Source organism: Pseudomonas sp. CFBP 13727, assembly GCF_014841915.1.
In the GTDB taxonomy this organism is placed as follows: domain Bacteria; phylum Pseudomonadota; class Gammaproteobacteria; order Pseudomonadales; family Pseudomonadaceae; genus Aquipseudomonas; species Aquipseudomonas baltica.
Genome location: NZ_JACYUT010000006.1, coordinates 126,194 through 149,017 on the forward strand (window position 1 = coordinate 126,194; position 22,824 = coordinate 149,017).

The window sequence follows — 22,824 nt, forward strand, 5'->3', positions numbered from 1 at the left end:
GACCGACCTAAAACCCGTAGGTCAAACTCACCTCGGCAACACTGTCACTGTAATTTCGGCCACCGAATCGATGGCCAACTGCCCCGCTCAGGCCAAGTCGAGAAGTTACCTCACCCTCCACACCCAGCTTTATTTCTCCGACATCCCGATACCCATCCTGGGAGATTTTCACACGATCCATATCGACACTATATACCTTGTCACTGTGAATCCATCCCGCCTCTACGTAGGGCTTGATCTCAGTCCCTGCTGATGAGCCGCGATCTATATTTTTCAGAAATGCTCTCACTGCCAAATGAGTGGAAATACCGCTCTCATTACCAAATCTCACCACGGTTCCATTCCGCTCAATGTGATCTTCAGCTTTTATGCTGGACCAAGCCAATTTCACCTTGGGCTGAATATAAAATGAAAAACCGCGAAACTTGGAAACTTCCATCACACGGCCAACTTCTACCGAAGCAACGGGACCACGAGACTTGTACTGCTCGCCACTTAGACCCTCACCTTTTACCGAATTATCGAACCAACTGTACTGAAATACACCGTCGATATAAGCACCCATTTCATCTACGACATCTTCGTACCAAGTACTATAAACGCCTATTGAGTAGCCTGAAACTCGCCCTTTTGAGTCGTATGAATTAAGTTTATATGCAGTGTCGTTGGTGCCGCTGCCATAACCTGCCAATGCGCCTACTCGCCACCCTCCTCCTTTCCCTGTCGCGCCTGATGCAATATCACTACCTATCATCACAGCCTGACGGTCGGAGTGAGTACTCAGCTGACCGCTGACATCTACGCCATGGGCATACCCCCTGATAGTTTTCATCCACAAACGCGTTGTCTTTTGCTCGCCACTCAGTGGATCAGTGTAATCTCGCGAGCCGGGCCGATCCTCCAACCTGATTTCAAACAAAGCATTTGCCATCGCGAGATTTGCAGAGTAAGACCCCGCCTCAGGCCGAATAGTTTGCGACTGAGGTATTTCTGGCACCTCAGAAGTTCCACTGTCCAAATACCAATTCCCACTATTGGCGCCTTCCCCCCTTACGAGACGATAATCATAAGCCCCGGCTACGATTCGGCCGGCCTGCTCGAACTGAGCTAAAGATTTGCCCTGGACGGTGATAAATTCTATCCCGTTCAGTGTCGAGGCACCTGATCCGCCCAAATTATTGACGCTAACTTTTGTAAGACCAGAAGTATCCCCCAAGACTACCAAGCGATCCGTCACGGATTCATCGCCATTTAGCACTGAGTTGAAAATCAACAATCCATTGCCTCCTGTATAATCCCCATCAATTGTGAGTACCGCACCAGCACGCGGCCCTTGCAACGAAACAACACCACTATTGGTCAACCCTCCCAACGTTTGACCGTATCCATTGAGCGATAAGGCCCCGCCTTCAAATACAGTGTAATCAGAGTTCTTACTGAAGACACTCATACCTCCTGCCTCAAGCACTCCACCCACTAATTTAGTCAACCCACTGTATGTGCTCTCACCGGTCAATATCGTTCGGCCATTTGCAATCAACGCTGAACCGCCTCCTTTAATAGCCGATGCAAACTCATAATCCGATGCAGTGTGGTTAAAAACAATACTGCCATCGCCGGCACCGAGCCAAACGCCCTCGGTTGAGTTCAGCGAACCCGCTTCGGCCGGAGCGTCAGTGTTTGAAGAACCTATGTAAAGCACTCCGCTTGAACCAGCGGCATCTGCCAAAACCAGCTTATTGGTGTTTAGCTCACCTTTATTCTGAAGCGTGAGCATGCCACTGCCACCTTTACCCACAACCGTAACTTCAGCCGCATTCACGGACGAGCCGCCCCCCGAAACAAGTAACTCCCCAGCCGAGTTGCTTGCTCTACCGAGCGTTATAGAGCCTACACCTGCCCCCACAACATTTATAACGCTCCCTCCAGTAACGCTTACGCTACCCTGCGAAAAGTCTTCCCCACCGACATCTAGCGTGTTCTCGACAGATAGAGAGCTGCCATTACTTACCACTACGCTACCGATCGAATTCCCTTCTACTCCGACCTCGAGCGACTCACCTACAGAAACACGCGCCGCGCTATCTACAACCAGGAGGCCTTTACCATTGACCCCCACTTTGGTGTCTCCTGTACTATTCCAGCGAGAACCTGATCCGGAAACAACCACCACTCCCTCAGAACCGGCGTCAACACCCAGCTGACCAGATCCAGCTCCCACTGAATGACTTGTCACTTTTGCGCCGTTTGTAATATTCACTCGTCCGTACCCATACGTACCGACATTCAACCCATTCCCGATAGTCGGACTAAAGGGAATATTAAAATTCAACGGATCAGGGCCATTGACAGATAGAGCAATAACATCCTGCGGCATCACAAACATCCACGCCAGCCCAGAGCATTGTAGAATTTTGTTTTTTATAGCCATTTCAACCGCCCACCAATATTTAAAACCGACGAAATTCAGTACTCACTGGCATCCTGTATTCCATACATGACACGCACGCAAAATGACGCATTTATTTTTCAACAACTTTAATCGTCGCAAGGCGGAGAAAAATAGAGGAAATTTCCCATGCTTCGCCAATGCAATGCAAAGTTACATTTTTGGAACAGATGGGAGCTTGCGTACGTTGCCTTTGCGCAGTTTCTTACTTGCCGTCGAAGCTTTTTCAAATACGCTTGGCATGCTGTACAATTGGCATACTACGGTCGATTCGGTTGAAAAATCGAGATCTCAGACTGGCAGACGTCAAGCCTAGCCGTCTCTTCGGAACCTGTGCACCACATTGCGTGGCCTCTGGTTCCGCGTTGATCGTTGCAGCTTGGCCAATAGGTTGATTAAAGGAAGTTCCCCCATGACCCGCATGCTGTTCGCTTCGCTGTGCATCACCGGCGCGCTGTTGTCGGCCGCATCGCCTGTCACGCTTGCCATCGAGGTATTCCGCCCGCCCGGCGACGCCACCGAGCTGGTTTCCCTGGGCAAGGGCGACCGTGTTCCGGCAGCCTATGCCCAACCCGATTCAGCTTTCATCGGGTGGAAATCCTCGGGGCTCAAGCAACCCGACCCGGACAGCCAGTGGGTGCAGATCGGCGACAACTTCGTACTGGTCCGACGCAGCAACGCGGTGATTCAGGACATCCAGCCCATTCCCAAGTAATGGCTGTCGCCTGTCAGCGACAGTCGGCGCCGGTCTGTGCTCGTCAGCGATACTGCGCGCCGTCGAACCAGGCGAGCTTCTCGCGCAGCACCACCACTTCGCCAACGATGACCAGCGTAGGTGCATGCACCTCATGCTCGGCGACCATCCGCGGCAGGTCCGCCAGGGTGCCGGTGAACACCCGCTGGTTTACCGTGGTGCCCTGCTGGATCAACGCCGCCGGTGTATCCGCGCCGCGACCGTGGCGAATCAGCTGTTCGCAGATGATCGGCAGGCCGATCAGGCCCATGTAGAACACCAGCGTTTGCCCTGGGGACACCAGATCGTGCCACGGCAGATCACTGGTGTTGTTCTTCAAGTGCCCGGTGACGAAACGCACAGATTGCGCATAGTCGCGGTGGGTCAGGGGAATGCCGGCATACGCCGCACAGCCGCTGGCTGCGGTGATGCCCGGTACCACCTGGAATGGGATGCCGTGGGCCGCCAATTCCTCGATTTCTTCGCCGCCCCGGCCGAATATGAACGGATCGCCGCCCTTGAGACGCAGCACGCGCTTGCCCTGCTTGGCCAAGGCCACCAGTTGCTGGTTGATCTGGTCTTGCGGCAAGGCATGCTCGGCGCGACGCTTGCCGACATACACACGTTCGGCGTCCCGACGACACAGGTCGAGGATCGCCGGCGCGACGAGGCGGTCGTAGAGCACCACATCGGCCTGCTGCATCAAGCGCAGGGCGCGGAAGGTCAGCAAGTCCGGGTCACCGGGCCCAGCGCCCACCAGATAGACCTCACCGGGGGCATGGGGCGGTGCACCGTCGACCTTCGCCTGGAGCATGCGCTCGGCCTCGGCGCCCTGCCCGGCCAACTGGCGATCGGCGATCGGGCCCTGGAACACTTCCTCCCAGAACGCACGGCGCTGGGTAACATCCGGGTACAGCGCCTTGACCTTCTGCCGAAAGCGCGCTGCCAGGCCGGCCAGCTCGCCATAGGTGGATGGAATCCAGGTTTCCAGCTTGGCGCGGATCAGCCGCGCCAGGACCGGTGCGTCGCCGCCACTGGACACTGCCACCACCAAGGGTGAGCGGTCGACGATGGCCGGAAAGATCACCGTACACAGTGCTGGCGCATCGACCACATTGACCGGCACACAGCGCGCGCGGGCATCGGCCGACACCTGGGCGTTGAGCGGTTCGTCATCGGTGGCGGCGATCACCAGCACGCAGCCGTCCAGATCGCTGCTCAGGTAACCCCTGTCGAGCATCTGCCCGCCGCTGCCGCGCACCAGATCGGCAAGCTGCGGGTCGATGCTCGGAGCGACCACGCGCAACACCGCGCCAGCCTCGGCCAGCAGGCGCGATTTGCGCAGGGCGATCTCGCCCCCGCCTACCACCAGCACCTGGCTGTCGCGCAATTTGTGGAACAGCGGCAGAAACTCCATTTAGCCGATGACCTCGAGGCCGCCCATATAGGGCTTGAGTACTTCGGGCACGCGGATGCTGCCGTCGGCCTGCTGGTAGTTCTCCAGCACGGCCACCAAGGTGCGACCGACTGCCAGGCCCGAACCGTTCAAGGTATGAACCAGCTCGGGTTTGCCTGTTTCAGGGTTGCGGAAGCGTGCCTGCATGCGCCGCGCCTGGAAATCCCCGGTGTTGGAGCACGAGGATATCTCGCGGTACTTGTCCTGGCTCGGCACCCAGACTTCCAGGTCGTAGGTTTTCACCGCACTGAAGCCCATGTCGCCGGTGCACAGGGCCAGTACCCGGTACGGCAACTCGAGCGCCTGCAGGATGCGCTCGGCGTTGGCAGTCAGGCTTTCGAGGGCTTCCATGGATTTCGACGGTTCGACCACCTGGACCATCTCGACCTTGTCGAACTGGTGCTGACGGATCATGCCGCGGGTATCGCGGCCCGACGCGCCGGCTTCGCTGCGGAAGCACGGCGTGTGGGCGACGAACTTGAGTGGCAGCAGCTTGGCATCGAGGATTTCGCCGGCCACGATGTTGGTCAGCGACACTTCGGCTGTGGGGATCAGGTACAGATCGGCTTCACCTTCACGGCTGATCTTGAACAGGTCTTCCTCGAACTTGGGCAACTGACCGGTGCCCTGCAAGGCCGGGGCCTGCACCAGGTACGGGGTGTAGGCTTCTTCGTAGCCGTGTTCGCTGACGTGCAGGTTGATCATGAACTGCGCCAGTGCGCGATGCAGGCGCGCAATCGGCCCACGCATGATGGCAAAACGTGCACCGGACAGCTTGGCAGCCGTCTCGAAATCCAGGCCACCCGACTTGCCACCGAGGGCAACGTGGTCCTGCACCGGAAAATCGAAGGTGGTCGGCGTTCCCCAGCGGCGGACCTCGACGTTGCCGTCTTCGTCCTCGCCGATCGGCACCGATTCGTGGGGCAGGTTGGGAATGCCCAGGGCAATACCGTCGAGCTCGCCCTGCAGCTGTTCCAGCTCCGCCTTGCCGCGCCCCAGCTCCTCGGCGATGGACTCGACCTGCGCTTTCAGCGCGTCGACATCGCCGCCGCTTTTCATCACCTGGCCAATGGACTTGGACAGCGCATTGCGCTCGGCCTGCAGTTGTTCGGTGCGGGTCTGCACGGTCTTGCGCTGGGCTTCCAGCGCCTCGAGGCGCGCCACATCCAGGACATAGCCACGGCTGGCAAGGCGATCCGCTACGTCCTGAAGCTGGCTACGTAACAGTTTGGAATCGAGCATGTCGGTCTCTCGTTTATCAGTATTGGTCAGATTTTAGTCAGTGCCAGGCCGGCCCAGGTGGCCAGCAGGCCGCCGAATACGCTCACAGCGCAGTAGCCCATGGCAACCAGTCCCTGGCCGCTTTCGAGCAGGCGCACGGTGTCCAGCGAAAATGACGAGAAGGTGGTCAGGCCACCCACGAACCCCACCATCAATCCCGAACGGATCTCGACCGGAATGTCCGGGCGAATCATGAACAGGCCATACAGGTAGCCGATGATCAGGCAACCGATGATATTGACGGCCAGCGTACCGGTATAGAACAGACGTGGCCAGTTCGCATTGATGTAGGTCGCGGTGAACAGGCGCAGCAGTGTGCCGACCACCCCACCCAGGGATACCGCGACAATGGTCGGGATCACGCCTTTCTCCGTCGCCGCGGACTGCTGTCGTCCAGACTGGCGAGGTGCTTGAGCTTTTCGCCTATCTTCAATTCCAGGCCGCGCGGCACGGGGCGATAGTAGTGGCGTGGACTCAGTTGCTCGGGGAAGTAGTCTTCGCCGGCCGCATAGGCGTCGGGTTCATCGTGGGCATAGCGGTACTCGTCGCCGTAGCCCAGCTGCTTCATCAGTTTGGTCGGGGCGTTGCGCAAATGCAGCGGTACTTCCAGCGAGCCATGTTCGGCCGCCTCGCGCATCGCCGCCTTGAAGCCCATGTACACGGCATTGCTCTTGGGTGCACACGCCAGGTAAACGATGGCCTGGGCCACCGCCAGCTCGCCTTCGGGGCTGCCCAGGCGCTCCTGCACATCCCACGCCGACAGGCACAGCGGCAGCGCCCGCGGATCGGCATTGCCGATGTCTTCGCTGGCCATGCGCACCACCCGCCGCGCCAGATAGAGCGGGTCGCAACCGCCGTCGAGCATGCGTGCGAACCAGTACAGCGACGCATCCGGATCGGAGCCGCGCACCGATTTGTGCAAGGCCGATATCTGGTCGTAGAACGCCTCGCCGCCCTTGTCGAAGCGTCGGCGGGTATCGCCGAGCAGGCTCTGCAACAGCTCGACGCCTATTTCCTCGCCGTCCTCGGCAAGGTCGGAGGCATTCTCCAGCAGGTTGAGGATCCTGCGTCCGTCACCGTCGGCAGCGGCCATGAGCATGGCAAAGGCCTCGTCGCCCAGGCGCAGTCGGCGCTTGCCCAGGCCGCGTTCCTCGTTCAGCGCACGGTCGACCAGACGCCGCAGCGCCGCCTCGTCGAGGCTCTTGAGCACATACACGCGGGCTCGCGAGAGCAAGGCGTTGTTGAGCTCGAACGAAGGGTTTTCGGTGGTGGCGCCGATGAAGATCAGCGTACCGTCTTCCACGTAGGGCAAAAACGCATCCTGCTGGGACTTGTTGAAACGGTGCACTTCATCGACGAACAGAATCGTGCGACGGCCATACTGGCCCGCCTGCTGCTTGGCCACCTCGACCGCCTGGCGAATCTCCTTGACCCCGGCGAGTACCGCCGACACTGTTTCGAAGTGAGCATCGGACACCTTCGCCAGCAGCCGTGCCAGGGTGGTCTTGCCCACGCCCGGTGGCCCCCAGAAGATCATCGAGTGCAGGGCGCCCTGCTCCAGTGCCTCGCGCAGCGGCTTGCCGCGGGCGAGCAGATGCTCCTGGCCGACGTATTCGTCCAGGTTGCTGGCGCGCAGACGCGCGGCCAGCGGCTGGGCAATGGGATCACTGCGAAACAGGTCCATGGGGCGGCAATCGACCTCGAATTATTCCTGGATCACGTCCGCCCCTTTGGGGATGTCGAACTTGAATTTGTTCGCGGCGATCGGCTCGTTGGCCCTGACGTTCATGAACAGGATATTGGTGCGCTGGCCCACGCTGTCGATCAGTTGCATGTCGTTGATCACACCCTTGCGGAACGACAGGCGCAACGAATCGAACAAGGTGTCGCGGGTCTTGGGCTTGAGCACGAAATCGATCACGTCGCCGGCTTCCTTGGCACTGATGTCGAAGCTCTGGCTGATCTTCGACACGTCACCGGACAACAGCAGCGCCGGGGTCTGGGTCAGGCGCTGGTCGAGGGTCTTGATGGTGACCTGCTCCAGGTCCGGGTCCCACAGCGAAACCTTCTTGCCGTCGGAGACCATCAGCTGCTCCTGCGGCGCGTCGGTGTGCCAGTTGAACAGGCCAGGCCGCTGCAGGGCCATCTGCCCGGCGGTCTCCTGCAACTGGGTACCGCTGCCGTCCAGGGTCAGCTGGGAAAAACGCGCGGTCAGCGTCTGGGATTTCTCCAGCAATTGCGTCAAGCGCGCCACGTCCTTCTGGTCGGCGTGTACCGACAGGCTGGCCAGGGCCAGGGCAGAAACCAACAGCATGCGAATCAGGCGCATGGGAATCCTCGTTCTAAGGTAAGGCGCGAGCGTTGCATCAGTCGCGCATCGGGCCCGGCGCGATCACTTCGCGCGAGCCATTGGTGTTCATCGGCGTGACCACACCGGCCATTTCCATGGACTCGATCATGCGCGCCGCGCGGTTGTAGCCGATCTTGAGCTTGCGCTGTACCGCCGAGATGGACGCACGACGGCTTTCCAGCACGAAGTTCACTGCCTCGTCGTAGAGCGCGTCGCTTTCGCTGTCGTCGCCATCGCCGCCACCACTGCTGCCCTCGAAGCCACTGCCGGCTTCCTCGACGCCGGCCAGAATGTCTTCGTTGTAGTCGGGCACACCACGCTGCTTCCACGCCTCGACCACGCGATGCACCTCTTCGTCGGAAACGAAGGCGCCGTGCACGCGAATCGGCAGGCTGGTGCCCGGCGGCATGTAGAGCATGTCACCGTGACCCAGCAGTTGTTCGGCACCGCCCTGGTCGATGATGGTACGCGAGTCGATCTTGCTCGATACCTGGAACGCCATGCGCGTGGGGATGTTGGCCTTGATCAGGCCGGTGATGACGTCCACCGAAGGTCGCTGGGTAGCGAGGATCAGGTGGATACCGGCGGCACGGGCCTTCTGCGCGATACGCGCGATGAGCTCTTCGACCTTCTTGCCGACGATCATCATCATGTCGGCGAATTCGTCCACGACCACCACGATGGTCGGCAGGGTCTTGAGCAGCGGCGCCTCGTCGTGAATGCTTTCGCGCTTGTAGAGCGGGTCGCTGAGGGGCGTCCCGGCCTCTTCGGCGTCCTTGATCTTGCGGTTGAAGCCCGCCAGGTTGCGCACGCCCATGGCCGCCATCAGCTTGTAGCGTCGCTCCATCTCGGCAACGCTCCAACGCAGCGCGTTGGCCGCGTCCTTCATATCGGTGACCACGGGGCAAAGCAGGTGCGGGATGCCCTCGTAGATGGACAGTTCGAGCATCTTCGGGTCGATCATGATCAGCTTGGCGTCTTCCGGGCCCGACTTGAACAGGATCGACAGAATCATCGCGTTGACCCCCACCGACTTGCCGGAACCGGTGGTACCGGCAACCAGCAGGTGAGGCATCTTGGCCAGGTCGGTGATCACCGGTTTGCCGCCGATATCGTGGCCTAGCGCCATGGTCACAGGCGACTTGGCCTCGTCGTACTGGGGCGAGGACAGCACTTCGGAGAAACGCACGATCTGCCGGTCTTCGTTCGGAATCTCGATACCGACGGTGGTCTTGCCGGGAATGACTTCGACCACACGGACACTGAGCACCGCCAGCGAACGCGCCAGGTCTTTGGCCAGGTTGGAGATGCGGCTGACCTTGACGCCGGCCGCCGGCTGGATCTCGTAACGGGTGATCACCGGGCCGGGGTGAATGGAGTCAACGGTCACTTCCACGCCGAATTCCTTGAGTTTCACCTCCAGCAACTGGCCTACCGCCGCCAGCGACTCTGGCGAATAGTTGACCTTCTTCTCTTCGGCGGGATCGAGAATGGAAATCGGCGGCAAGGTGCCCTGCACGGCGCTGTCGACGAACAACGCCGCCTGCTTCTCCTTCTGCACCCGCGCGCTTTGCTCAGGCGGCTTGCCGTTCGGCGCACCCTGGGTGCTTTCCTCACTCAACGGCTTGATCGGGACCGCAGGCCGCAGGGGCTGAATGGCCGCGACCGGCGCCGCCATTGCAGCCGGCGCGATGGGTGCTACCGGACGGCTCTGCAGGGTCGGTTCCACCGGCGCAGGCCGCACCGGCCTGGGCTTGGCGACATCGCGCGGCTCGCTGACCCTGGGCGCAGCGTAGGCCGGTTCGTCCACTTCCCGCAGTTGGGCAACCAGTTGCTTGCGTTCGGCACGTGCCGCCCACCAGCGGCTGGCCGAGCCCTGCATCAGCTCGAGCAGATCGAGGGTGATCTTGCCGGTCATGTCCATTACCTTGAACCAGGACAGGTCGGTGAACACGGTCAGGCCGAACAGAAACAGTGCGATGAACAACAGGGTGCTGCCCTGGATGTTCAAGGCGTTGAGCGCCAGGTTGCCCAGGCTTTGGCCCAGCGCGCCGCCGGCGGACGCCGGCAGGCTGCCGGCGGAATGGAAATGGATATGAGCCAGGGCCGCGCCGGAGAGAATCAGGAACACCAGCCCGATGAGGCGCCAGGAGAACAACCAGCCGCTCCACTGCCAGGGCTCGTGGCGCTGACGGAAGATCTGCCAGGTCTTGACCGCCAGCAGCAGGGGAAAGATATAGGCGAAATAGCCCAGCACCATGAACAGAATATCGGCGGCGAACGCACCGGCACGGCCGGCCGCGTTCTGCACCTGGTCCATGTTGCTGCTGGTGTGGCTCCAGCCGGGATCGGTCTGATCGTAGGTCAACAACGCCATCCACAGATAAAGGCACAGCGCGCCCATGGCGATCAGTGCGCCTTCCTTGAGGCGATAATGCATTTGCTGGCGCCAGACGGGCACCGATGCGGGAGCGGATGAGGCAGTGGATTTCTTCAAAACGCTTGATTTCCTGCGCCTGTCGAAGCGCGCAACTGATGGATGACAAAAATACAGCAAATGGCCACTATCGGTGGACAACAGGCCCTGCAAAGATCGCATTGTACGGCTTTGTCGGCAATTCGCGCATCTGCAATATAAGCGTCGCTTGCCGTGCGCCATTCAGCTTCGGATCAGGCGACGCACGAAATGTGATTCAGCGGTGCTTTGTGTTTGCCGACAAGGCCTTACGAGCCAATCTTGAAGAACAGTGACATGGGACTGCAATTGCCCGAAAAAGTTACATGAAAGCTCGGTCGCCCTGACTGCCCGGCCTTGCTGCCGTGCATTGGCGTGCCGACCGGATCGTGGCAGGATGAACTCACTGCCCCCGGTACCACCCTCCCCTGCCGTAGCGAACAACCATGCTGACGTGGCTCAAACGAAACGAACTGGTCTTTCCTCCCCTGAGCAAGGCGATGCGCGAGCCCAATGGGCTGCTGGCAGCCGGTGGTGACCTCAGCCCCGAGCGGCTGGTGCAGGCCTACCGGCACGGCTGCTTCCCCTGGTTCGAGGACGGTCAGCCGATTCTCTGGTGGTCGCCGGATCCGCGTACCGTGCTGATGCCCGCCGAACTGCACGTGTCACGCAGCCTGCGCAAGGTACTGCGCCAGCAACGCTTCACGGTAACCTTCGACCAGGACTTTTCCGCTGTCATCGCTGCCTGCGCAGGGCCGCGCGATTACACCGACGGCACCTGGATAACCAGCGACATGCAACGCGCGTACCTCACCCTGCACGAGCAAGGGCACGCGCACTCGGTCGAGGTGTGGGACGGCGAGACGCTTGTAGGTGGGCTCTATGGCCTGGCCATGGGCCAACTGTTCTTCGGCGAATCCATGTTCAGCCGCACCGACAACGCCTCCAAGGTCGGCTTCGTGACTTTGGTCGAGCATCTGCAGCAGGCCGGTTTCGTGCTGATCGACTGCCAGATGCCCACCGAGCACTTGCACAGCTTGGGCGCACGAAGCATCGCCCGAGATCAGTTCGCCGGTTATCTGAGCCAATACCTCGACCAACCCAATAGCGCGACATGGCAGCGCTAGGCGAGTTCTCCGGCACTGGCTTACACTTGATGCAATGGTTTCATTCCGAGGGTTCATCATGACTGAGTTGGCGCGCCTGAAGTTCTATGCCACTCAACCCCATTCGTGCAGCTACCTGCCCGACGAGCAAGCCACGACCTTGTTTCTCGATCCGAGCCAGCCGATGGACGTCCACGTCTACGCCGACCTCTCGGAAATGGGTTTCCGCCGCAGCGGTGACCACCTCTACCGGCCGCACTGCCAGCGCTGCAACGCGTGCGTGCCGGCACGCATTCCCACGGCAGGCTTCACCCCCTCGCGCCAGCAGAAACGCATCGTCAAGCGCAATCACGACGTCCAGGTGACGAGTGCCACCCCCCGCTTCAGCGAAGAGTATTTCGACCTCTATCAGCGCTACATCGAGCAGCGCCACGCCGATGGCGACATGTTTCCGCCCAGCCGTGATCAGTTTTCGACATTTCTGGTCCGAGACCTGCCGTTTTCGCGTTTCTACGAATTTCGCCTGGAAGGCCGGCTGCTGGCGGTGGCCGTGACCGACCTGCTGCCCAACGGGCTGTCCGCCGTGTACACCTTCTACGAGCCGACCGAAGAGCGGCGCAGCCTGGGCCGTCTGGCGATCCTGTGGCAGATCGAGGAAGCACGGCGATTGAACCTGGATGCGGTCTATCTGGGCTACTGGATCAAGAACTGCCAGAAGATGAATTACAAGACGCAATATCGACCCATCGAGCTGCTTATCAACCAGAGATGGGTAACACTTAACTGAACCCCTTGGCTTGAGCCCCCTTTTTCGGGCACAATGCACGCCGCTTTTGCCTGGCGCAGTTGCACCGGGCCATCAACTGGATACCGAGGGTTTTACTGCATGTCGAAAGAAGACAGCTTCGAAATGGAAGGCACTGTCGTCGACACCCTGCCCAACACCATGTTTCGCGTGGAGTTGGAAAACGGGCACGTCGTAACCGCGCATATCTCCGGCAAGATGCGCAAGAACTACATTCGTATTCTCACCGGTGACAAGGTGCGTGTTGAACTGACGCCCTATGATTTGAGCAAAGGGCGCATCACCTACCGCGCTCGCTGAACCGAGACACATGAAAACGCCCGGCATTGCCGGGCGTTTTTGTGTGCGTGGGATTTGGACACCAAAAGCTACGCGGCTTGCGCCGCTGCTGCAGAGACCGTACAAACCCCTGTAGCAGCGGCGCAAGCCGCGTCGAGCCGTTATGCCATCTCAGCCGTGGTTTCGAAATCGAAGGTCAGCTCGCCGTCCTTGATGTCGATGTGCACCACCCCGCCATGCTCGGCCAACTCGCCGAACAGGATCTCTTCCGCCAACGGCCGCTTGATCTTGTCCTGAATCAAGCGCGCCATGGGACGCGCGCCCATCTGCACATCGTAGCCACTTGCCGCCAGCCAGCCGCGCGCGGCATCGGTGACTTCAAGCTGCACACGCTTGTCTTCCAGCTGCGCCTGCAATTCGGTGAGGAACTTGTCGACCACGCTCTTGATGACTTCGTGGCTGAGGCGACCGAACTGGATGATGGTGTCCAGGCGGTTGCGGAATTCCGGCGTGAAGCTTTTCTTGATCACTTCCATGGCGTCGGATGAGTGGTCCTGATGGGTAAACCCGATCGAGGCCCGCGCAGCTGTTTCGGCACCAGCGTTGGTGGTCATGATGAGAATCACGTTGCGGAAATCCGCCTTGCGTCCGTTGTTGTCGGTCAGGGTGCCGTGATCCATGACCTGCAGCAGCAGGTTGAAGACCTCGGGGTGAGCCTTTTCGATTTCATCGAGCAGCAGCACGCAATGCGGCTGCTTGGTGATGGCTTCGGTCAACAGACCGCCCTGGTCGAACCCGACATAACCCGGTGGCGCACCGATCAGACGCGATACGGTGTGACGCTCCATGTACTCGGACATGTCGAAACGCACCAGCTCCACGCCGAGGGCCTTGGCCAGCTGGCGCGCAGCCTCGGTCTTGCCGACACCGGTAGGGCCGGCGAACAGGAACGAACCCACGGGCTTGTCCGGCGCTTTCAACCCGGCGCGCGACAGCTTGATGGCCGTGGCCAGCGAGTCGATGGCAGCGTCTTGGCCAAACACAGTGAGCTTGAGGTCACGCTCCAGGTTACGCAGCAGCTCCTTGTCGGAACTGGTTACGTGCTTCGGCGGAATCCGCGCGATCTTGGCCACGATGTCTTCGACCTGAGGCACTTCGATACGCTTGACTCGATTGGCTTCAGGCTGCAGGCGCTGGTAGGCACCTGCCTCGTCGATGACGTCGATGGCCTTGTCGGGCATGTGTCGGTCATTGATGTAGCGCGACGCCAGCTCGGCGGCCGCACGCAGGGCCTCGTCACTGTATTCGATGTTGTGGTGCTGCTCGAACCGCCCCTTGAGGCCACGCAGGATGCCGATGGTGTCTTCCACCGAAGGCTCGGACACGTCGACCTTCTGGAAACGACGTGCCAGGGCGCGGTCTTTCTCGAAGATGCCACGAAATTCCTGGAAGGTGGTCGAACCGATGCAGCGGATATCACCGGAGGACAGCAGCGGCTTGAGCAGGTTGGACGCATCCATCACCCCGCCCGACGCAGCACCCGCACCGATGATGGTGTGGATCTCGTCAATGAACAGGATCGCCTGCGGACGCTTCTTCAGCTCGCCGAGCAATGCCTTGAAGCGCTTCTCGAAATCGCCGCGGTACTTGGTACCGGCCAGCAGCGCGCCCAGGTCGAGGGAATACACGACACTGTTCGCCAGCAGATCAGGCACCTGGCTATCGACGATGCGCTTGGCCAGGCCTTCGGCAATCGCCGTCTTGCCCACGCCTGCTTCGCCTACCAGCAACGGGTTGTTCTTGCGGCGACGAGCGAGAATCTGCGCGACGCGCTCGACTTCGCTCTCGCGACCGACCAGTGGATCGATGCGACCCTGGCGAGCCAGCTCGTTGAGGTTGCTGGCATAGGCATCCAGCGGGTTGCTCGACGAAGAGGTATCACCGCCTTCTTCGTCCTGCATTTCCTGCTCGCCTTCGGAGCTGTCACCGTGACCAGGGACCTTGGAAATACCGTGCGCGATGTAGTTGACCACATCGATGCGCGCCACGCTCTGCTGCTTGAGCAGGAACACGGCCTGGCTTTCCTGCTCGCTGAAGATCGCCACCAGCACGTTGGCGCCGGTGACTTCTCGCTTGCCCGAACTTTGTACATGGAACACGGCACGCTGCAGCACACGCTGGAAGCCCAGCGTCGGCTGGGTTTCACGATCCTCGTCATGCACGGGGATCAACGGCGTGGTGGAGTCGATGAACTCCTGCAGGTCGTGTTTGAGTTTTTCGAGATTGGCGCCGCACGCGCGCAATACGGTGGCGGCTGCCTCGTTGTCCAATAGCGCCAGAAGAAGGTGTTCCACGGTCATGAACTCATGACGCTTGGAGCGCGCTTCCTTGAAGGCAAGATTGAGCGTGACTTCGAGCTCGCGGTTTAACATAGCTTCACCTCATACCCAAGTGGTCGGCGTTAACCGTCCTTCTCGATTTCACAGAGTAGCGGATGCTGGCTTTCCCTGGCGTACTGGTTGACCTGCATGGCCTTGGTTTCGGCGATGTCTCGGGTAAACAATCCGCATACTGCCCGTCCTTCTGTATGGACGGCCAGCATGACCTTGGTCGCCAGCTCACGATTCAGATTGAAGAAAACCTCGAGGATCTCGACGACGAAATCCATCGGGGTGTAGTCGTCGTTGAACAGAACCACCTTATACATCGGTGGGGCCTGCAATGCAGGCTTGGATTCCTGGACGGCAATGCCTGCCGAATCGTCCTCGTGCGACTGCGGGCGGTCTTGATTGAAGGTTAGTCGAATCTGACTGAATGCATGCATGGAAAGAAGATTCATCGTTGAGCGAATAGAAGTGGTGGGTTGACCTTGTGACCGAATTTTGACTCGGTCGCCGCATGACCTTGACTATCGGCAAAACGGTGTTACAAACAGTAGAACCCACATTGGGGAAGAAAGGTCCGCGCAGTCAACCAAATTTTTTCAATCGGTTGTGTTGCGCACGAAGTGGATGATACTCCAGAGCTGGAGTCCTTTGCAGAGGGATATGGGTATGCGCAGTGGTAAAGTCAAGTGGTTCAACAATGCCAAGGGCTACGGCTTCATTATCGAAGACGGTCAGACCGAGGATCTTTTCGCCCATTTCTCCGCCATCGCCATGGAGGGTTACAAGACGCTGAAGGCTGGCCAGGCCGTTTCCTTCGAGATCTCACAGGGACCTAAGGGGCTGCACGCCGTGGCCATCAAGACGGTAGAGGCCGAAGTCACGCAAGCAAGCGCTGCGACGACCAAAGAAGAGGCAAGGGAGTCCGCGAACGCATGATCGCGGCGCAGGAACAGTGATCGCGAGCAAGCGTTCCTCGGGCGCATGCCGGGCAACGTGAGCGCTTGCTCGCCGTCATTGCTGCGAATGTGCACCCGGACAGGCCATCCACACGGATGGCCTGTTTCGTTTCAGGCTGTTGCCGACCCGCCCAGCTTTGTGCCCCCTACACAGTATTCATCGCCGCGACCAGTGGTATACTGCCGCAGTGACCGCAGGGTCACCTTGGTCGGACCGGTCCGCCCGCGTGCACCGCCCATGCGAGTCGCGAGAGGGCCGTTGTTGCCGGTCGACCGCTTGACGCTCTACTGATGCATCCCACATCACCGCGACCAATGCTCGATTTTTCGCCTCATTGATGACAACGAGCGAAAGCGCCTATCCTGCGCATCTCGAGATTCTGTGCACGCTCAGCAAAGAAGAGAGTTAATTCGATTATGCCCACCCGCTCAAAGATCATCTACACCTTCACCGACGAAGCGCCAGCCCTGGCCACCTATTCGCTGCTGCCGATCATCGAAGCCTTCACCGCTTCTTCGGACATCGCCGTCGAGACCCGCGACATCTCCCTGGCGGCGCGCATCCTTTCAAGCTTTCCCGAGCGTCTGCAGGCCGGCAAACCCGTGCCGGACGATCTCGCCGAGCTGGGCACCCTGGCCACCACGCCTGAAGCCAACATCATCAAGCTGCCGAACATCAGCGCTTCGGTACCGCAATTGAAGGCGGCGATCAAAGAGCTGCAGGACCAAGGCTTCGACCTGCCCGACTACCCAGACAGCGCCGAGTCGGATGCCGACAAGGACACCCGCGCCCGCTACGACAAGGTCAAGGGCAGCGCCGTGAACCCGGTACTGCGTGAAGGCAACTCCGACCGCCGTGCACCACTGTCGGTCAAGAACTATGCGCGCAAGCACCCGCACAAGATGGGCGCCTGGGCCGCCGACTCGAAGTCCCACGTTGCGCACATGAGCAGCGGCGATTTCTACGGCAGCGAGAAAAGTGCCCTGATCGAAGCCGACGGCAGCGTCAAGATCGAGCTGGTCGGCAGCGACGGCAGCACCACCGTATTGAAGGAAAAGACCAAGGTCCTGGCTGGCGAGATCATCGACTGCGCCGCGCTGAGCAAAAAAGCCCTGCGCGCTTTCGTGGCCGCCGAGATCGAGGACGCCAAGAAACAGGGCGTGCTGTTCTCCGTTCATCTCAAAGCCACCATGATGAAGGTCTCCGATCCGATCATGTTCGGCCAGATCGTTGCCGAGTTCTATCAGGAGGCGCTGGACAAGCACGCCGACGTGCTGGAGCACGTAGGTTTCAACCTGAACAACGGCATCGGTGACCTGTACTCGCGCATCAAGTCGCTGCCCGCCGAGCAGCAGGCGCAGATCGAAGCCGACGTCCAGGCCGTCTATGCCACGCGCCCTGCCCTGGCCATGGTCAACTCCGACAAGGGCATCACCAACCTGCACGTGCCCAGCGACGTCATCGTCGATGCCTCGATGCCGGCCATGATCCGCGACTCGGGCAAGATGTGGAACACCGAAGGTGTGCTGCAGGATACCAAGGCCCTGATCCCGGATCGCTGCTACGCCAGCATCTACCAGGCCGCCATCGAAGACTGCAAGAAGCACGGTGCATTCGATCCGACCACCATGGGCAGCGTGCCCAACGTGGGCCTGATGGCGCAGAAAGCCGAAGAATACGGTTCCCACGACAAGACCTTCCAGATTGCCGCCGACGGCGTGGTCCGCGTCAGCGACAGCAATGGCCGCGTGCTCATGGAGCAGAAGGTCGAGACTGGCGACGTGTTCCGCATGTGCCAGACCAAGGACGCGCCGATCCAGGACTGGGTCAAGCTCGCCGTCAACCGCGCCCGTGCCAGCAGCACCCCTGCCGTGTTCTGGCTCGACCCGGCACGCGCCCACGACGCGGTGATGATCGACAAGGTGCAGAAATACCTGAAAGACCACGACACCAATGGCCTGGACATCCAGATCATGTCGCCGGTCGATGCCATGGCTTTCTCGCTCAAGCGCATTCGTGCCGGGCAAGACACCATTTCAGTGACCGGCAACGTGCTGCGCGACTACCTGACCGACCTGTTCCCGATCATGGAACTGGGCACCAGCGCCAAGATGCTTTCGATCGTGCCGCTGATGAATGGCGGCGGCCTGTTCGAAACCGGCGCTGGCGGTTCGGCGCCCAAGCACGTGCAGCAACTGGTCGAAGAAAACTTCCTGCGCTGGGATTCCCTGGGTGAGTTCCTGGCCCTGGCCGCTTCGCTGGAGCACCTGGGCAGCACCTACGACAACCCCAAGGCGCTGGTACTGGCGGCGACCCTGGACAAGGCCACCGGCCAATTCCTCGACAACAACAAGTCGCCATCGCGCAAGGTCGGCAACATCGACAACCGCGGCAGCCACTTCTACCTGGCACTGTACTGGGCCCAGGCCCTGGCCGAGCAGAACGAGGACGCTGCCTTGCAGGCACATTTCGCGCCGCTGGCCAAGACCCTGGCCGAGAACGAGGCGAAGATCGTCGCCGAGCTCAACGCCGTGCAGGGCAAGCCAGTGGACATCGGCGGCTACTACCATGCCGATGCCGAACTGACCCGCAAGGCCATGCGCCCCAGCGAAACCCTGAACGCCGCGATCGCTTCGCTGGTGTAAGGTTTGAACCGGTAACACCCCCAGCCCTGGCCCTGTGCCGGGGCTGACTTTTTAAGCGCAGGCGACCCCTTGTAGGAGCGGTCATCGGCCGCGAAAGGAGCAACGCGTATTGTCTGATGCACCGCGGTGCCCAGTTCGCGGCCACTGACCGCTCCTACGAGGGGTCCATCAATGGGAGATTCCATCATGACCTGGCAACCGCATATCACTGTCGCCACCATCATCGAGGACCGCGGGCGTTTTCTGTTCGTCGAGGAAATGAAAGGTGGGCGGTTAGTGCTCAACCAGCCTGCCGGCCATCTCGAGCCGGGCGAAAACCTCATGCAAGCCGCCCTGCGCGAGACCCTCGAAGAAACTGCCTGGGACGTCGAGCTGACCGGCGTGGTCGGCATCTACCTGTATACGGCGCCCAGCAACGGCGTGACCTACCAGCGCATCTGCTTCAGTGCCCGCCCCTTGCACCTGAACCCCGAGCGCGAGCTGGATCCAGACATCAGCGGTACCACCTGGCTGAACCGCGACGAGCTTGCCGCCCAAGGGCATCGACTGCGCAGTGAGCTGGTCATGCAGTGCCTGGACGACTACCTGACAGGCCCCCTGCACAGCCTCGAGCTGATTCGCACCTGAGCGTTTTCCGACGCACCCTGTTAGAATCGCGTCCTTTTCAGAGGCCCCATCGAATCCCTATGCGTGAGCCAGCTCCCCGCCACTGCGCAAAACAGCGCGTCATCGTCGGCATGTCCGGCGGCGTCGACTCGTCCGTGTCCGCCCTTCTGCTGATGGAGCAGGGCTACCACGTGGAAGGCCTGTTCATGAAGAACTGGGAGGAAGACGACGGAACTGACTACTGCACGGCGCGCGAGGACCTGGCGGATGCCCAGGCCGTTTGCGACAAGCTGGGCATCAAGCTGCACACCGCCAACTTCGCGGCTGAATACTGGGACAACGTCTTCGAGCACTTCCTCGAGGAGTACAAGGCCGGCCGTACGCCAAACCCGGACATCCTGTGCAACCGCGAGATCAAGTTCAAGGCGTTCCTGGACTACGCACTGATGCTGGGCGCCGACCTGATTGCCACCGGCCACTACGTGCGTCGCCGCGACAGCGACGGGCAGACGCAACTGCTCAAGGGCCTGGACCCGAACAAGGACCAGAGCTACTTCCTGCACGCCGTCGGCGGTGAGCAGATCGCTCGCACGCTGTTTCCCGTAGGCGAACTGGAAAAGCCCGAAGTGCGCGCCATCGCGGAAATGCACGGCCTGGCGACCGCCAAGAAAAAGGATTCCACCGGCATCTGCTTCATCGGCGAACGCCGCTTCAGCGACTTTCTCAAGCAGTACCTGCCAGCGCAGCCAGGCGAGATCAAGACCACCAGCGGCGAGGTCATCGGCCGTCACCACGGCTTGATGTACCACACCATCGGCCAGCGCCAGGGGCTGGGTATCGGCGGCCTCAAGGACGCCGGTGACGACCCGTGGTACGTGCTGGCCAAGGACCTGGTCGCCAACGAATTGATCGTGGGCCAGGGCAACGAGCATCCGCTGCTGTTTTCCGGCGCCCTGCTCGCTTCGGAAATCTACTGGGTGAACCCGGTGGACCTGGCCGAGCCGCGGCGCCTGACGGCCAAGGTCCGCTATCGTCAAAGCGACCAGGTATGCACCCTGGAACGCACCGCCGAGGGCTATCGCGCGGTATTCGACGAGCCGCAACGGGCTGTCACCCCAGGTCAGTCGGTGGTGTTCTACGACGGCGAAATCTGCCTGGGTGGCGGCGTCATCGAAGTCGCCGAGCCCTGGAGCCAGCCATGAACAACCTGCAGGAACAATTGGTAGCCCTGGGCGCGGTGTTCCAGGCGGCGGTGCTGGTCGACCGTATCGCCAAGACCGGTTCCGCCGCCGAGGCTGACGTCGCCTGCCTGCTGGGCAGCCTGCTGGTGGTCGATCCGCAGAACACGCTTGAAGTGTTCGGTGGCGACGACAGCCATCTGCGCGAAGGTTATGGCGCGCTGTCCAGCGCGCTGGAGCGAGACCCCGGCAGCCTGCAGCGCGAGCCGCTGCGCTACGCGCTGTCGATGCTGGGCCTGGAGCGGCAGCTGGCCAAGCGCGGCGAGATGCTGGAGATCATCGGCAAGCGCATTCCGCAGATCCAGAACCAGGTCGAGCACTTCGGCCAGGGCCATGAGAACGTCATCGCCGCCACTGGTGCGCTGTACCAGGACACCCTGAGCACGCTGCGCCAACGCATCCAGGTGCATGGCGATACGCGCCACCTGCAGCAGCCCAACAACGCTTCCAAGATTCGTGCCCTGCTGCTGGCCGGCATCCGTGCCGCACGCCTGTGGCGACAATTGGGCGGGCATCGCTGGCAGCTGGTGATCAGCCGCCGCAAGCTGTTGCGAGAGCTGTACCCCCTGATGCGCGGATGAACGACCGGAGGGTTGGCCCGGGCCGCCCAACCGGCTTTTTTCATGTATAATTCGCGCCCTTTTCAAAGCCCGACTGTCCGAGAATACCCATGCAGCTTTCTTCGCTCACTGCGGTTTCCCCTGTAGACGGCCGCTACGCCGGCAAAACCCAGGCCCTTCGCACCATTTTCAGCGAGTACGGCCTGATTCGCTTCCGCGCTCTGGTCGAGGTGCGCTGGTTGCAGCGCCTGGCCGCGCACCCGCAAATCGCCGAAGTACCGGCTTTCTCGGCAGAGGCCAACGCCGTACTGGATGTGCTTGCCAGTGATTTCGCCCTGGAGCACGCCGAGCGCGTCAAGGAAATCGAGCGCACCACCAACCACGACGTCAAGGCCATCGAGTACCTGCTCAAGGAGCAGGCGGCCAAGCTGCCGGAACTGGCCAAGGTCAGCGAGTTCATCCATTTCGCCTGCACCAGCGAGGACATCAACAACCTGTCCCACGCGCTGATGCTGCGCGAAGGCCGCGACGATGTGATGCTGCCGCTGATGCGCCAGATCGCCGGGTCGATCCGCGAGCTGGCCCATCGCTTCGCCGACGTGCCGATGCTGTCGCGCACCCATGGCCAGCCGGCTTCGCCGACGACCCTGGGCAAGGAGCTGGCGAACGTGGTGTACCGCCTGGAGCGGCAGATCGCGCAGGTGGCAGCCGTGCCCCTGCTGGGCAAGATCAACGGCGCGGTAGGCAACTACAACGCGCACCTGTCGGCCTACCCGCAGATCGACTGGGAAGCCAATGCCCGCGCCTTCATCGAAGACGAACTGGGCCTGGGCTTCAATCCCTACACCACGCAGATCGAGCCGCATGACTACATTGCCGAGCTGTTCGACGCGATCGCCCGCTTCAACACCATCCTCATCGATTTCGATCGTGATATCTGGGGCTACATCTCCCTGGGCTATTTCAAGCAGCGCACCATCGCTGGCGAAATCGGTTCCTCGACGATGCCGCACAAGGTCAATCCGATCGACTTCGAGAACTCCGAAGGCAACCTGGGTATCGCCAACGCGCTGTTCCAGCACCTGGCCAGCAAGCTGCCGATCTCGCGCTGGCAGCGCGATTTGACCGACTCCACCGTGCTGCGCAACCTCGGTGTCGGTTTCGCCCACAGCGTGATCGCCTACGAAGCCAGTCTCAAGGGAATCAGCAAGTTAGAGATCAATACTCAGAAAATAGCTGAAGATCTGGACGCTTGCTGGGAAGTGCTGGCCGAACCCATCCAGACGGTCATGCGCCGTTACGACATCGAGAACCCGTACGAGAAGCTCAAGGAGTTGACCCGCGGCAAGGGCATCGGCCCACAAGCTCTGCAGACCTTCATCGACGGGCTGGACATGCCTGAAGAAGCCAAGGCCGAACTCAAGCAACTGACCCCGGCGAACTACATAGGCAATGCAGCAGCGCAGGCCAAGCGCGTCTGACATTCGCCACCGACGCTTTGACGCCCGGCCTCGCCG

The 22,824-nt window shown here is 60.7% G+C and carries 19 protein-coding genes; 10 read left to right on the forward strand and 9 right to left on the reverse strand.

The annotated features are described in order from the left end of the window. Positions 1-7: 7 nt before the first annotated feature. Positions 8-2,431: an autotransporter outer membrane beta-barrel domain-containing protein gene (locus tag IFT76_RS18250; protein WP_192059685.1), complete on the reverse strand. Its 2,424-nt coding sequence runs from the start codon at positions 2,429-2,431 to the stop codon at positions 8-10. Between the two features lie 430 nt (positions 2,432-2,861). On the opposite strand from IFT76_RS18250, the gene IFT76_RS18255 reads away from it, so the two are divergent. Beyond that, positions 2,862-3,164: an RcnB family protein gene (locus IFT76_RS18255; protein ID WP_122477782.1), complete on the forward strand. Its 303-nt coding sequence runs from the start codon at positions 2,862-2,864 to the stop codon at positions 3,162-3,164. 43 nt (positions 3,165-3,207) lie between these two features. Here the strand turns inward: IFT76_RS18255 and cysG are convergent, their stop codons facing one another. From cysG to IFT76_RS18285, 6 genes are read right to left on the reverse strand one after another with little or no spacing between them, the layout of a single operon-like run. Beyond that, positions 3,208-4,599, reverse strand: a complete 1,392-nt coding sequence (cysG, locus tag IFT76_RS18260; RefSeq protein ID WP_122477780.1) for a siroheme synthase CysG — start codon at positions 4,597-4,599, stop codon at positions 3,208-3,210. Further along, positions 4,600-5,880 carry a serine--tRNA ligase gene (serS, locus tag IFT76_RS18265; RefSeq protein WP_185793212.1) on the reverse strand — a complete coding sequence of 427 codons (1,281 nt, stop codon included), beginning with the start codon at positions 5,878-5,880 and terminating at the stop codon, positions 4,600-4,602. It abuts the gene before it with no gap. A gap of 26 nt (positions 5,881-5,906) precedes the next feature. Next, the gene (crcB, locus tag IFT76_RS18270; protein WP_122477777.1) at positions 5,907-6,281 is read right to left on the reverse strand and encodes a fluoride efflux transporter CrcB; all 375 of its coding nucleotides are present in this window, start codon (positions 6,279-6,281) and stop codon (positions 5,907-5,909) included. Next, positions 6,278-7,603 carry a replication-associated recombination protein A gene (locus IFT76_RS18275; RefSeq protein ID WP_122477775.1) on the reverse strand — a complete coding sequence of 442 codons (1,326 nt, stop codon included), beginning with the start codon at positions 7,601-7,603 and terminating at the stop codon, positions 6,278-6,280. Before IFT76_RS18275 ends, crcB begins: the two co-directional genes overlap by 4 nt. Before the next feature lie 21 nt (positions 7,604-7,624). Continuing rightward, positions 7,625-8,248, reverse strand: a complete 624-nt coding sequence (gene lolA, locus IFT76_RS18280; protein WP_122477774.1) for an outer membrane lipoprotein chaperone LolA — start codon at positions 8,246-8,248, stop codon at positions 7,625-7,627. A gap of 37 nt (positions 8,249-8,285) precedes the next feature. After that, a complete protein-coding gene (locus IFT76_RS18285; protein ID WP_244647974.1) occupies positions 8,286-10,766 on the reverse strand; it encodes a DNA translocase FtsK in 2,481 nt (826 codons plus the stop codon). 404 nt (positions 10,767-11,170) lie between these two features. Here IFT76_RS18285 and aat point away from each other — a divergent pair, with 404 nt between their 5' ends. From aat to infA, 3 genes are all read left to right on the forward strand, one after another. Next, positions 11,171-11,851 (forward strand): leucyl/phenylalanyl-tRNA--protein transferase, encoded by a 681-nt coding sequence (aat, locus tag IFT76_RS18290; RefSeq protein ID WP_192059689.1) that lies wholly within the window; start codon positions 11,171-11,173, stop codon positions 11,849-11,851. Positions 11,852-11,909: 58 nt separating this feature from the next. After that, positions 11,910-12,617, forward strand: a complete 708-nt coding sequence (locus IFT76_RS18295; RefSeq protein ID WP_122477770.1) for an arginyltransferase — start codon at positions 11,910-11,912, stop codon at positions 12,615-12,617. Positions 12,618-12,716: 99 nt separating this feature from the next. Then, on the forward strand, positions 12,717-12,935 hold the full coding sequence (gene infA / locus IFT76_RS18300) for a translation initiation factor IF-1 (protein WP_002553999.1): 219 nt from the start codon (positions 12,717-12,719) through the stop codon (positions 12,933-12,935). A gap of 140 nt (positions 12,936-13,075) precedes the next feature. Here infA and clpA read toward each other — a convergent pair whose 3' ends face one another. Both clpA and clpS read right to left on the reverse strand, forming a co-directional pair. Beyond that, positions 13,076-15,346: an ATP-dependent Clp protease ATP-binding subunit ClpA gene (gene clpA, locus IFT76_RS18305; RefSeq protein WP_122477768.1), complete on the reverse strand. Its 2,271-nt coding sequence runs from the start codon at positions 15,344-15,346 to the stop codon at positions 13,076-13,078. A 29-nt stretch (positions 15,347-15,375) separates the two neighbouring features. Next, a complete protein-coding gene (gene clpS / locus IFT76_RS18310; protein WP_043190060.1) occupies positions 15,376-15,738 on the reverse strand; it encodes an ATP-dependent Clp protease adapter ClpS in 363 nt (120 codons plus the stop codon). A 223-nt stretch (positions 15,739-15,961) separates the two neighbouring features. Between clpS and cspD the strand changes: the two genes are divergently transcribed. The 6 genes from cspD to purB all read left to right on the forward strand — a co-directional run bounded on the left by cspD (position 15,962) and on the right by purB (position 22,788). After that, positions 15,962-16,237 (forward strand): cold shock domain-containing protein CspD, encoded by a 276-nt coding sequence (gene cspD, locus IFT76_RS20910; protein ID WP_122478252.1) that lies wholly within the window; start codon positions 15,962-15,964, stop codon positions 16,235-16,237. Positions 16,238-16,674: 437 nt separating this feature from the next. Beyond that, a complete protein-coding gene (locus IFT76_RS18320; protein ID WP_192059691.1) occupies positions 16,675-18,903 on the forward strand; it encodes an NADP-dependent isocitrate dehydrogenase in 2,229 nt (742 codons plus the stop codon). Positions 18,904-19,089: 186 nt separating this feature from the next. Beyond that, entirely contained in the window at positions 19,090-19,530 is a 441-nt protein-coding gene (locus tag IFT76_RS18325; RefSeq protein ID WP_192059692.1) for an NUDIX hydrolase, read from the forward strand. Between the two features lie 59 nt (positions 19,531-19,589). Beyond that, complete coding sequence (mnmA, locus tag IFT76_RS18330; RefSeq protein ID WP_192059694.1) at positions 19,590-20,711, forward strand: tRNA 2-thiouridine(34) synthase MnmA; 1,122 nt, start codon at positions 19,590-19,592, stop codon at positions 20,709-20,711. After that, the gene (gene hflD, locus IFT76_RS18335; RefSeq protein ID WP_122477760.1) at positions 20,708-21,328 is read left to right on the forward strand and encodes a high frequency lysogenization protein HflD; all 621 of its coding nucleotides are present in this window, start codon (positions 20,708-20,710) and stop codon (positions 21,326-21,328) included. The genes mnmA and hflD overlap by 4 nt, the downstream gene beginning before the upstream one ends. 89 nt (positions 21,329-21,417) lie before the next feature. Next, a complete protein-coding gene (gene purB / locus IFT76_RS18340) occupies positions 21,418-22,788 on the forward strand; it encodes an adenylosuccinate lyase (protein WP_122477758.1) in 1,371 nt (456 codons plus the stop codon). Positions 22,789-22,824 lie beyond the last annotated feature (36 nt).

Bases quoted from the DNA above. Each gene is read 5' to 3' on its own strand.
- IFT76_RS18250 (WP_192059685.1), bottom strand. From the start codon at position 2,431: ATGGCTATAAAAAACAAAATTCTACAATGCTCTGGGCTGGCGTGGATG.
- IFT76_RS18255 (WP_122477782.1), top strand. From the start codon at position 2,862: ATGACCCGCATGCTGTTCGCTTCGCTGTGCATCACCGGCGCGCTGTTG.
- cysG (WP_122477780.1), bottom strand. From the start codon at position 4,599: ATGGAGTTTCTGCCGCTGTTCCACAAATTGCGCGACAGCCAGGTGCTG.
- serS (WP_185793212.1), bottom strand. From the start codon at position 5,880: ATGCTCGATTCCAAACTGTTACGTAGCCAGCTTCAGGACGTAGCGGAT.
- IFT76_RS18275 (WP_122477775.1), bottom strand. From the start codon at position 7,603: ATGGACCTGTTTCGCAGTGATCCCATTGCCCAGCCGCTGGCCGCGCGT.
- lolA (WP_122477774.1), bottom strand. From the start codon at position 8,248: ATGCGCCTGATTCGCATGCTGTTGGTTTCTGCCCTGGCCCTGGCCAGC.
- aat (WP_192059689.1), top strand. From the start codon at position 11,171: ATGCTGACGTGGCTCAAACGAAACGAACTGGTCTTTCCTCCCCTGAGC.
- IFT76_RS18295 (WP_122477770.1), top strand. From the start codon at position 11,910: ATGACTGAGTTGGCGCGCCTGAAGTTCTATGCCACTCAACCCCATTCG.
- infA (WP_002553999.1), top strand. From the start codon at position 12,717: ATGTCGAAAGAAGACAGCTTCGAAATGGAAGGCACTGTCGTCGACACC.
- clpA (WP_122477768.1), bottom strand. From the start codon at position 15,346: ATGTTAAACCGCGAGCTCGAAGTCACGCTCAATCTTGCCTTCAAGGAA.
- clpS (WP_043190060.1), bottom strand. From the start codon at position 15,738: ATGCATGCATTCAGTCAGATTCGACTAACCTTCAATCAAGACCGCCCG.
- cspD (WP_122478252.1), top strand. From the start codon at position 15,962: ATGGGTATGCGCAGTGGTAAAGTCAAGTGGTTCAACAATGCCAAGGGC.
- IFT76_RS18320 (WP_192059691.1), top strand. From the start codon at position 16,675: ATGCCCACCCGCTCAAAGATCATCTACACCTTCACCGACGAAGCGCCA.
- IFT76_RS18325 (WP_192059692.1), top strand. From the start codon at position 19,090: ATGACCTGGCAACCGCATATCACTGTCGCCACCATCATCGAGGACCGC.
- mnmA (WP_192059694.1), top strand. From the start codon at position 19,590: ATGCGTGAGCCAGCTCCCCGCCACTGCGCAAAACAGCGCGTCATCGTC.
- hflD (WP_122477760.1), top strand. From the start codon at position 20,708: ATGAACAACCTGCAGGAACAATTGGTAGCCCTGGGCGCGGTGTTCCAG.
- purB (WP_122477758.1), top strand. From the start codon at position 21,418: ATGCAGCTTTCTTCGCTCACTGCGGTTTCCCCTGTAGACGGCCGCTAC.